Annotated in this window: 9 protein-coding genes; 7 read left to right on the plus strand and 2 right to left on the minus strand. The window is 70.8% G+C overall.

The window, feature by feature from the left end; all coding sequences use genetic code 11:
• Window positions 1–212: 212 nt before the first annotated feature.
• The 4 genes from AC061S_RS43505 (at window position 213) to AC061S_RS43520 (ending at window position 3867) form a co-directional block, all read left to right on the plus strand.
• On the plus strand, window positions 213–401 hold the full coding sequence (locus tag AC061S_RS43505; protein WP_478691418.1) for a Trm112 family protein: 189 nt from the start codon (window positions 213–215) through the stop codon (window positions 399–401).
• A gap of 82 nt (window positions 402–483) precedes the next feature.
• Window positions 484–1617, plus strand: coding sequence for an SIS domain-containing protein (locus AC061S_RS43510; protein ID WP_478691419.1), 1134 nt, complete (start codon window positions 484–486; stop codon window positions 1615–1617).
• Window positions 1618–1656: 39 nt separating this feature from the next.
• On the plus strand, window positions 1657–2829 hold the full coding sequence (gene manA, locus AC061S_RS43515; RefSeq protein ID WP_478691420.1) for a mannose-6-phosphate isomerase, class I: 1173 nt from the start codon (window positions 1657–1659) through the stop codon (window positions 2827–2829).
• A gap of 93 nt (window positions 2830–2922) precedes the next feature.
• The gene (locus tag AC061S_RS43520; RefSeq protein ID WP_478691421.1) at window positions 2923–3867 is read left to right on the plus strand and encodes a cation diffusion facilitator family transporter; all 945 of its coding nucleotides are present in this window, start codon (window positions 2923–2925) and stop codon (window positions 3865–3867) included.
• Between the two features lie 72 nt (window positions 3868–3939).
• On the opposite strand, the gene AC061S_RS43525 is transcribed toward AC061S_RS43520, so the two are convergent.
• Window positions 3940–6033, minus strand: a complete 2094-nt coding sequence (locus AC061S_RS43525) for a fructose-specific PTS transporter subunit EIIC (RefSeq protein WP_478691422.1) — start codon at window positions 6031–6033, stop codon at window positions 3940–3942.
• 354 nt (window positions 6034–6387) lie between these two features.
• Between AC061S_RS43525 and ahcY the strand changes: the two genes are divergently transcribed.
• Window positions 6388–7839 (plus strand): adenosylhomocysteinase, encoded by a 1452-nt coding sequence (gene ahcY, locus AC061S_RS43530; RefSeq protein WP_478691423.1) that lies wholly within the window; start codon window positions 6388–6390, stop codon window positions 7837–7839.
• Window positions 7840–7942: 103 nt separating this feature from the next.
• Window positions 7943–8575 (plus strand): hypothetical protein, encoded by a 633-nt coding sequence (locus AC061S_RS43535; RefSeq protein ID WP_478691424.1) that lies wholly within the window; start codon window positions 7943–7945, stop codon window positions 8573–8575.
• Here the strand turns inward: AC061S_RS43535 and AC061S_RS43540 are convergent.
• Window positions 8572–9489, minus strand: coding sequence for an RDD family protein (locus tag AC061S_RS43540; RefSeq protein WP_478691425.1), 918 nt, complete (start codon window positions 9487–9489; stop codon window positions 8572–8574). The two genes, AC061S_RS43535 and AC061S_RS43540, sit on opposite strands and share 4 nt — an antisense overlap.
• Before the next feature lie 114 nt (window positions 9490–9603).
• Between AC061S_RS43540 and AC061S_RS43545 the strand changes: the two genes are divergently transcribed.
• A complete protein-coding gene (locus AC061S_RS43545; protein WP_478691426.1) occupies window positions 9604–10611 on the plus strand; it encodes a stage II sporulation protein M in 1008 nt (335 codons plus the stop codon).
• Window positions 10612–11148 lie beyond the last annotated feature (537 nt).

The following is an 11148-nucleotide window of genomic DNA, read 5'->3' on the forward strand; positions in this document are numbered from 1 at the left end:
ACACCCAGCCCCGCCGGCGTTTGAGGCGCGGGGCCTGGGGCGGAGCCCCAGCAGCGGACCCGCACCCGATTACACCGCCGTACCGCCGAGCCCCCTCCAGGTCCCCAGCGGAGCACAGCTCCACCCCGCACCAGAGGTCTCCTCAACCCGTCACCAAAGGTGACTCGGCGGTAGGCTGACCTGGCCCGATCCACATCCCCGAAGGGAACCCCATGCCGCTCGAAGCCGGTCTCCTGGAGATCCTCGCCTGCCCCGCCTGCCACTCGCCCCTCCAGGACAAGTCGGCCGACGCGGAGACCCCCGAGCTGATCTGCACCGGAGGCCAGGACTGCGGTCTCGCCTACCCGGTCCGCGACGGCATCCCCGTACTCCTCGTCGACGAGGCACGCCGCCCCGCCTGAGCCTCCTACCGCCACCCCGCGCAAACGCTGAGACTGGTTCCGTCACACACAGGTTCCGTCACCCACACAGCCGGAGGCCGCCATGCTCGACGAGTCGCTCCTCGACGCACCTGACGATCTCGCCCGCGCCGACCGCCGCGGCCTGCTCCGCGGCGCCGCCGACGCCGGCGCCCGGGTACGCACCGCGGCCCGGCACGCCACCGAGGCCGGCCTCGCCGACCTGCGCCCCGACGGCCGCCCCCGCGCGGTCCTCATCGCCGGGCCCGGCACCGCCGCGACCGGGGTCGCCGACCTGCTCGGCGCGCTCGCCGGCGCCTCCGCGCCCGTCATCCGGCTGCACCCGACCGGCGTCGCGCACGCCGCCGGGGCCCTGCGCTGGACCCTGCCCGGCTGGGCCGGCCCCGTCGACCTGCTGCTCATCGCCACCACCGACGGAACCGAGCCCGGCCTCGCCGTCCTCGCCGAGCAGGCCTACCGGCGCGGCTCCACCGTCGTAGCCGTCGCCCCCGAGCGCTCGCCGCTGAGCGAAGCGGTGGACGGCGCGCACGGGCTCCTCGTACCGATGGCCAAGGCCCCGTACCAGGAGTACGACGAGTCCGCCGCGGCCGGCCCCGGCGCCCTCTGGGCCCTGCTGACCCCGCTGCTGGTGCTCCTCGACCGGGTCGGGCTGATCACCGCCGACCCGCACACCCTGCAGCTCGTCGCCGACCGGCTCGACCGCACGGCCGAACGCTGCGGCCCCGCCATCGTCACCTACTCCAACCCGGCCAAGACCCTCGCCTCCGAGCTCGCCGACTCCCTCCCGCTCATCTGGAGCGAGGGCGCCGCCGCCGGACCCGCCGGGCGCCGCTTCGCCGCCACCCTCGCCGAACTCGCCGGCCGACCCGCACTCGCCGCCGACCTTCCCGAGGCACTTCCGGCCCACGGGGTCCTGCTCGCCGGCGATTTCGCCGCCGGCGCCGACCCCGACGACTTCTTCCGCGACCGAGTGGAAGAACCGCAGGCCCTTCGCGCACGCATCGTCCTGTTGCGCGACAGGCCCGCAGGCGGACTGACAGCCGCCCCTGCCGCACGAGAGCTCGCCCTCAGCCACGACACGGCCATCAGCGAGCTCGAACCGGAGGAGGGCACAGAGCTGGAACAGCTCGCCGAACTCCTCGCCGTCACGGATTTCGCCACCGCCTACCTGGCGTTGGCCTCCGGGGGACACAGCTGAGGCGCACGAACGCGCCTCTCTTACCCAGGAAGACGACCGATGGACCGCCTCACGAACACGATCCGCCCCTACGCCTGGGGATCGACCACCGCGATCCCCGGGCTCATCGGAGTCGCACCCACCGGCGAACCCCAGGCCGAGCTGTGGATGGGCGCCCACCCGGGCGCACCCTCCCGCCTCGACCGCGGAGCAGGCGAGAGCGCCCTCTCGGACGTCATCGCGGCAGACCCCGAAGGCGAACTGGGAGTGGCCGCCGTCCGCAAGTTCGGCCCCAGGCTCCCCTTCCTCTTCAAGCTCCTCGCCGCCGGTGCCCCGCTCTCCCTCCAGGTCCACCCCGACCTCGCCCAGGCGAAGGCCGGGTTCGAGGACGAGGAGCGCCGCGGCGTCCCGATCGACGCACCGCACCGCAACTACAAGGACGCCAACCACAAGCCCGAGCTGGTCTGCGCCCTCACCCCCTTCGAGGGACTGTCCGGGTTCCGCCCGCCGCTGGAGGCCGCCGCCCTGCTGGAGGGCCTCGGCGTCAACTCCCTGAAGCCCTACGCCGACCTCCTGCGGGCACACCCCGAGGAGGCGGCCCTGCGGGAGGTGCTCACGGCCGTACTGACCGCGGACCGCGCCGAGATGGCCCGTACGGTCACCGAGGCCGCGGCCGCCGCCGAGCGGCTCCGGGGCCCGTACGCCCCGTACGCCGGACTCGTGCACCACTACCCGGGCGACCCGGGCGTCATCGCCGCGATGCTCCTCAACCACGTGCAACTCCAGCCAGGCGAAGCCATGTTCCTCGGCGCCGGCATCCCGCACGCCTACCTCGACGGCCTCGGCGTCGAGCTCATGGCCAACTCCGACAACGTCCTGCGCTGCGGGCTCACCCCCAAGCACGTCGACGTGCCGGAACTGCTGAAGGTCGTCGCCTTCGAGCCCGGCGACCCCGGCATCCTGCGCCCGGAGGGCAACGGCGAGGAGGTCTACGAGACCCCCATCGACGAGTTCCGGCTCTCCCGCTTCGTCCTGGCCCCTGGCGGCGCCCCCCGGCTGGTCCCCGACGCCACCGCGCAGATCCTGCTGTGCACGGCCGGCTCCCCGAAGGCGGACTCCACGAAGTCCGGCGAACTGGCGCTGGCACCCGGCGAATCGGTCTTCGTACCGGCAGGCGAAAAGGTCGAACTGTCCGGAACCGGCACCGTCTTCCGCGCCACCATGGTGGTCTGACGTACCGTCCCTCTCGGTGGCTGTGAGAATCTGCGGCCGTAGCGCGGCGTCCCGGCCCGGGGCGCCGCACCGAGGAAGGGACACATCGCAACCATGAGTGCGTCGGGCGGTACCAAGGCGATCGTGGCGGCACTTGTCGCCAATCTGGCCATCGCGGTGGCCAAGTTCGTGGCCTTCGTCTTCAGCGGCTCGTCGTCGATGCTCGCGGAAAGCGTCCACTCGCTGGCGGACTCCGGCAACCAGGGCCTGCTGCTCCTGGGCGGCAAGAAGGCCCAGCGCGAAGCGACTCCGCAGCACCCCTTCGGGTACGGGCGCGAGCGCTACATCTACGCGTTCCTGGTCTCCATCGTGCTGTTCACCGTCGGTGGCATGTTCGCCATCTACGAGGGCTACGAGAAGATCCACGACCCGCACGAGATCACGCACTGGTACTGGCCGGTCGGCGTCCTCATCTTCGCGATCATCGCGGAGACCTTCTCCTTCCGCACCGCGATCAAGGAGTCGAACGAGATCCGCGGCAGCCTCACCTGGGGCCAGTTCATCAAGCGCGCCAAGGCCCCCGAGCTCCCCGTGGTCCTCCTGGAGGACCTCGGCGCCCTCGTCGGCCTCGTCCTCGCGCTCGCCGGCGTCAGCATCGCCCTGGTGACCGGCAACGGCGTCTGGGACGGCATCGGCACCCTGTGCATCGGCATCCTGCTGATCATCATCGCCATCGTGCTCGCGGCCGAGACCAAGTCCCTGCTGCTCGGCGAGGCCGCCGGCACCGAGGACGTCGAGAAGATCAAGGCCGCGGTCGTCGACGGGGACGTCGTGACCGCCGTCATCCACATGCGCACCCTGCACCTCGGCCCCGAGGAGCTCCTGGTCGCCGCGAAGATCGCCGTCCAGAGCGACGGCACCGCGACCGAGGTGGCCAACGCCATCAACGCCGCCGAGGCCCGCATCCGCGAGGCGGTCCCGATCGCCCGCGTGATCTACCTGGAGCCGGACATTTTCAGCGCCGAGGCCGCCGCCAAGGGCACCAACCCGGGCCACTGACCCGACGCCCGACGCCCGGACCCGAAGAGGCCCCCCTGTGCGCACGCAGGGGGGCCTCTTCGCGCATCGCGGCTACTGGATCTCGCGCAGCACGTCCAGGATCGCGGGCTTGTCGGGCGCGGCCTGCAGCCGCTCCCGGAAGCCGGTGTCCATCAGCTTGCGCGACAGCAGCGCCAGGATCCGCAGGTGCTCGTCCCCGGCGGCGGCCTCCGGCACGGAGATCATGAAGACCAGCCGGGCCTTCGTCCCGTCCAGGGCGCCCCACTCGATGCCCTCGTCGGACCGGGCGAAGCCCACCGTCGGGCGGGTCACCGAGTCCGTCTTGGCGTGCGGGATGGCGATGGATTCGCCGAGGCCCGTCGTGCCCTGCGCCTCCCGGGCCAGGGCGACCCGTACGAGCTCGTCCACATCGGTGACGTTGCCGGTCGTGGCCAGCATCTCCGCCATCTCGCGGATCGCGGCCTCCTTGGAGTCCGAGGCCAGCTCCGTCTTCACGGTCTGCTCGGTGAGGTACCCGGACAGCACCTCGGGCGGTCCGCCCGCAGCCACCGGAGCCGCAGCCGCGGGCTGTGCCCGTACGGCCGTCCCGGCTGCTCCCGCACCCGCACCCGCGGCGGCAGCCGCACCGGCACCGCCGCCGGCACCCACGGGGGCACCCGCGCCGACCAGGGCCGGCTCCGGCGCGAGGACAGCGGGACCGGCGGTGACGCCCTCCCGGCGCAGCTTGAACTCGATCAGCGCGTTCGTCGTCAGCGCGGTCACGACCGCACCGGCGGCGATGGCCACGAAGAACATCGCGACACCGTCGATCGCACCGAACAGCGAGACGATCGGACCACCGTGCGGCACCGAGTCCTGGACCCCGGCCACACCGGCGATCGCACCGGCCACCGCGCCACCGAGCATGTTCGCGGGGATGACCTGCGCGGGCCTGGCGGCGGCGAAGGGGATCGCTCCCTCGGAGATGCCGAAGAAGCCCATGAACAGGGCGGCGAGGCCGGTCTCCTTCTCCTCGTCGTTGTAGAGCTTGCGGCGCAGCAGCGTGGCCAGGCCCTGGCCGAGCGGCATGACGGGGATGGCCGCGGCGGCCATGCCCATGACGTGGTTGTTGGTGCCGATGAGGCCGACGGCGACGAGGAAGGCGGTCTTGTTGACCGGGCCGCCCATGTCGAAGGCGATCATCAGGCCGATCAGGGCGCCCAGCACGATCGCACTGGAGCCGGTCATCCCGTTCAGCCAGTTGGTCAGGTTGGTGAAGACCCAGGAGATCGGCTTGCCGATCACGTAGATGTAGAACAAGCCCAGGGCCACGGTCGACACGATCGGGATCACGATGATCGGCATGATCGGCTGGATGACCTTGGGGACCTTGACCTTCTTGATCCACATGACCAGATAGCCCGCGAGGAAGCCCGTCGCGATGGCACCCAGGAAGCCGGCGTTCGCGTCGGCCCCGTAGATCTTCACGGCGTCCGCGGCGAGGAAACCGCCGATCATGCCGGGTACGAGGGCAGGCCGGTCGCCCAGCGCGTAGGCGATGTATCCGGAGAAGATCGGCAGCATCAGCGAGAAGCCGGTCACGCCGAGCTTGTTGACGTAGAACCAGAAGGTCCCGTCGGGAATGACCAGCCCGCCCTGGGCGTCCGCGTGCCCGCCGAGGGACAGGGAGATGGCCAGCAGCAGACCGCCCACGACCACGAACGGGATCATGTGGGAGACGCCGTTCATCAGCGCCTTGTACGCCTGACTGCGCTGGTGGCCACCGCCGCCGGCGCCACCGCCGCCACCCGCCGCCGCGGTCCCGGCCTGCACCGGCGCGCTCTGCGCGCGCCGGATCAGCTCCTCCGGCTTGTGGATGCCGTCCGCGACGCCCGTGGACAGCACCCGCTTGCCGGCGAACCGGTCGAGGTCGACTTCCTTGTCGGCGGCGATGATGACGGCGTCCGCTTCCCTGACATCGTTGTCAGAGAGCACGTTCTCGGCCCCGATGGAACCTTGGGTCTCCACCTTGATCGAGATGCCGAGGCGGTCGCCGGCCTGCTGGAGCTTCTCCGCGGCCATGTACGTGTGCGCGATACCGGTGGGGCACGCGGTAACGGCGACGATCTTCACGGGCTTCCGCCCGCTCGCGTCCCCGCCTTCGGGAGGGCCTGCCGGACTGGTCACTGGAATCTCCTCACGACACATGCGTTGTCCTGCGGGATCGCGCGTACAACCCGACCCACCGGCATCCTCGTGCATGTAAGGGGTGGATCAAAAGTCCGAAAGGCCCCTAATCTTCCGCCGTAGGCCCTGAACCCCCGCTGCGACTTGACCACAAGTCCCCTGGGCCCCGCTGCGCCGATCGGTGTAGATTCGTCATCAGTGTCAGGCGTCGCTGCTGATGGCGGTCGGGCGGTCTTCGAGACCGGCCGAGGGGAGAGAGGACCCCCGACGGACTGAGCGCCAAGTGCGCCGTCCCATGGACGGTGCGCGGCTCAGCCGTATCCACCTCTCCACGTCACGAGGAGCAGCACCCACATGACTGCCGCATTCACCGACTTCAAGGTCGCGGACCTCTCCCTCGCCGTATTCGGGCGCAAGGAGATCACTCTCGCCGAGCACGAGATGCCGGGCCTCATGTCGATCCGCCGGGAGTACGCGGCCACCCAGCCGCTCGCCGGCGCCCGCGTCACCGGCTCCCTGCACATGACCGTGCAGACGGCCGTCCTCATCGAGACCCTCGTCGCCCTCGGCGCCGACGTCCGCTGGGCCTCCTGCAACATCTTCTCCACCCAGGACCACGCGGCCGCCGCCATCGCGGTGGGCCCGAACGGCACCCCGGAGAACCCGCAGGGCGTCCCCGTCTTCGCCTGGAAGGGCGAGACGCTGGAAGAGTACTGGTGGTGCACGGAGCAGGCGCTGACCTGGCCGAACACCCCCACCGGCGGCCCGAACATGATCCTCGACGACGGCGGCGACGCCACCCTCCTCGTCCACAAGGGCGTCGAGTTCGAGAAGGCGGGCGCCGCCCCGGACCCGTCGACGGCGGACTCCGAGGAGTACGCCTACATCCTGACCCTCCTCAACCGCACCCTGGGCGAGTCCCCGCAGAAGTGGACGCAGCTCGCGTCCGAGATCCGCGGTGTCACGGAGGAGACCACCACCGGCGTCCACCGCCTGTACGAGATGATGGCCGAGGGCACGCTGCTCTTCCCGGCGATCAATGTGAACGACGCCGTCACCAAGTCGAAGTTCGACAACAAGTACGGCTGCCGGCACTCCCTGATCGACGGCATCAACCGTGCCACCGACGTCCTCATCGGCGGCAAGACGGCCGTGGTCTTCGGCTACGGCGACGTCGGCAAGGGCTGCGCGGAGTCGCTGCGAGGCCAGGGCGCGCGGGTCATCGTCACCGAGATCGACCCGATCTGTGCGCTGCAGGCGGCGATGGACGGCTACCAGGTCGCGACGCTGGACGACGTCGTCGCGACGGCGGACATCTTCATCACGACCACGGGCAACAAGGACATCATCATGGCCGCGGACATGGCCAAGATGAAGCACCAGGCGATCGTGGGCAACATCGGCCACTTCGACAACGAGATCGACATGGCCGGCCTCGCCAAGATCGAGGGCATCGTCAAGGACGAGGTCAAGCCCCAGGTCCACACCTGGAAGTTCCCCGACGGCAAGGTCCTCATCGTCCTGTCCGAGGGCCGCCTGCTGAACCTGGGCAACGCCACCGGCCACCCGTCCTTCGTGATGTCGAACTCCTTCGCGGACCAGACCCTGGCCCAGATCGAGCTCTTCACCAAGCCGGCCGAGTACCCCACCGGCGTCTACGTGCTCCCCAAGCACCTCGACGAGAAGGTGGCCCGCCTCCACCTCGACGCCCTCGGCGTCCGCCTGACCACCCTGCGCCCGGAGCAGGCCGCCTACATCGGCGTGGACGTGGCCGGCCCCTACAAGCCGGACCACTACCGCTACTGATCCCCACGGATCCGCAGCACCCGCGCAGCACCCACGCGTCAGGCCCCCGGCATCCGTGCCGGGGGCCTGCCCCGTACCCGCCCGAAACCCAGGAAGACGCCCCATGCCCCGAGGCCGCTACGCGCTCCACGACCCGCACGACCACACCCCCCTCGGCGAGGAGCACTTCCACTGCGCCCCGGGCCCCTCCGGCTGGCGCTACGTCTCGCAGCTCACCGCACCCGACGGCGCGCACCGCGGCTCCGTCGACCTGGCCGTCGACGAACTCGGCCGCCCCATCCGCCTCGAAGTCAACGCCTCGAGCTGGCAGGTCCGCGGCGCCGCCATCGACGGGATCACCTGGGTCCGCACCGACCCGGCCGGAGCCGAAGCCACCGAGGGCAACGTCCCCGGGGCCGCCGGCTTCACCGGCACCTCCCCGGCCTTCCTCGTCGCCACGGCCCGGCTGCTGCGCCTGGCCCCCGGCGCCCCCGCCACCCGCGTCCGCCTCGTCGCCCTGACCGACCCCGTCCTGGCGGCCCGTACGACCGACCAGGCCTGGGCCCTCCTGCACCGCGCGGAACACCCCACGGACAGCGGTCCGCTCCTGGTCGACGAGTACCGGGTCACCGCCCTGGACACCGGCGAGGTCCACACGGTCCACATTGCGGGGGACGTGGTCCTCTCGGCCCCCGGCATCGAACTCGAACACCTGGAAACCCCACCGTCGGCCTTCACCGACGGACCGGCCGACTAGGCCGGCGGCGCGAACCCGGTCGCCTTCGGCGGCTCTACGGGTACGGGCACGGGCGCCACCGGAACCACGGGCGGCGCGACGGGCACCACCGGCGGCGCCGCCACGGCCGGCATCACCACGGGCGCGGGCTGCCCGTACGGAACCGGAGCCGCCCCGGGCACGGGCTGCTGCCGGAAGGCCCGCGCCGCGTCCCGCGACTGCCGCTCGTGCACCACGGCCATCAGGAACCCCGCGGCGGGCACCCCGACCGGCGGCGGAGCCCCCGTACGCGCCACCAGATCGTCCGCGAGCCGGGCCGCCATCGAGGCGCTCACCTGCGGATCGAGCTGGTCCATGCGCGTCAGGTACTGCCGGATCGCCAGCCACAGCCCGTCCGGTACCGCGGACAGGTCCAGCCCGCCGAACCGCCCGGCCAGCCACGGAGGCGGCGGAGGCACCGGCATCACCCGCGCCCCCGGCACCCGCTCCCGGACGACCAGCGTCCCCGCGAACACGTCGCCGAGCCGCCGCCCCCGCTCGGAGAACAGCGAGGCGATGCAGGCCACGGACCCGAAGGTCAGCAGCAGTTCGAAGACGCCGAAGGCCCCGCGCACCAGCGCGTGCCGGAAGCGGATCGGCCCGCCGTCGTCGCGCACCACGCGCAGCCCGCACGCGAGCTTGCCCAGCGACCGCCCGTGGCTCAGCGTCTCGACCGCGATCGGCACGCCGACCAGGATGAGGACGAACGAGGCCACCGACACGGCCGCCCGGGCCGCCCCGTCCATCGAAGCGGTGGCCAGCACCAGCCCGACGGAAATCAGCAGGTACCCGGCGACGTACACGACCAGGTCGAGCAGGATCGCCAGCGCCCGGCTCGGCAGCCTCGCCGGCCGCAGCCCCAGGACGACCGCGTCCCCCGTCACCAGATCGCTCACCGATGCACACCCTTCACGTGACCTGCCCCGCCCCATCGGCCTCCAGTCTGCCAAGCTGGCGAAGCAAGCAGTAGGAGAAACCAGAGGGACCAGGGGCAGGGGAGCGCCAAGCACATGGATCTCGACGTCTTCGTTGCGGCCCACCAGGCGGAGTGGGCCCGCCTGGAGCAGCTCCTCGGCAGGGGCCGGCGCCTCACGGGAGACGAGGCGGACGAGCTCGTCGCGCTCTACCAGCGCACGGCCACCCACCTCTCCCTCGTCCAGTCCAGCGCCCCCGACCCCATGCTCACGGGCCGGCTGACCCAGCTCGTCGCCCGCGCCCGCGCCACGGTGACGGGCACCCGCCGGTCCGGCTGGCGCGACGCGGCCCGCTTCTTCACGTCCGGCTTCCCGGCCGCCGTCTACCTCAGCCGCCGCTGGTGGATACCCACGGCGCTGATCTCCACAGCCGTCGGCGTGCTCGTCGGCTGGTGGATAGCCACCCACCCGGAGATCCAGGGAGCCATCGGCGCTCCGGAGGACCTGAAGGCGATGACGAAGCCGGGCGGCGGGTACGAGACGTACTACTCCAGCCACCCCGCGGCCTCCTTCGCGGCCCAGGTCTGGACGAACAACGCCCAGGCGGCCGCGATCTGCCTGGTCCTGGGTGGCTTCCTGGGCCTGCCGGTCCTGTACATCCTGTGGCAGAACATGCTGAACCTGGGCGTGGGCATCGGCCTCATGTCCTCGGCCGACCGCCTCGACGTCTTCCTCGGCCTGATCCTCCCGCACGGCCTGCTCGAACTGACGGCCGTCTTCGTAGCCGCCGGTACGGGCCTCCGCCTGGGCTGGACGGTCATCGACCCGGGCCACCGCACCCGCCGCGTGGCCCTGGCGGAACAGGGCCGCGCCGCCCTCGGCATGGCCATCGGCCTGGCGGCGGTCCTGTTCGTCTCGGGCCTGATCGAAGGCTTCGTCACCCCCTCCGGCCTGCCCACGTGGGCCCGCATCACCATCGGCGTGGCCGCCGAGGCGGCCTTCCTGCTCTACGTCTACGTCCTGGGCGGCCGCGCGGCCCGAGCCGGCGACGTGGGCGACGTGGAACAGGCCGACCAGACGGCGACGCTCCCTACCGCGGCCTGATGTGCGTACGAGCCTGCTGAGCTGCTAGTCTCCTCGTCGTCCCGCAAACACCGTTGACACGGCGGCTGCGGGGAGGTAGATTCGAACGGTTGCCTCGAACTGGACAAGTTCGGCAGTGATGGTTTAGAGTCTTTCTCGCCCCCAGGAATTGAATTCCTAGCGGGCACAACCAACTCTTCATTCAGGAATCTGAAGCCGGGAAATCCGGTGGAAAACTTCTGATAGAGTCGGGCTCGCCGGAAAGGGAAACGCGAAAGCGAAGAACCGGAAGGCGGAAACCAAGCGAGACAGACTCTGATAGAGTCTGAAACGCAAGAACAGAACGAAAGCCCGGAGGAAAGCCCGAGAGGGTGAGTACAAAGGAAGCGTCCGTTCCTTGAGAACTCAACAGCGTGCCAAAAATCAACGCCAAAAGTTGATACCCCGTCCATTTCGGTGGATGAGGTTCCTTTGAAAAAGACCTGTGAGGTCGCGGCTTCGGCTGTGATGCTTGCAGGCAATTACACAGCGAGGACGCAGTGGACGGTCGGTCTTATT

Source organism: Streptomyces sp. CA189 (assembly GCF_056428985.1).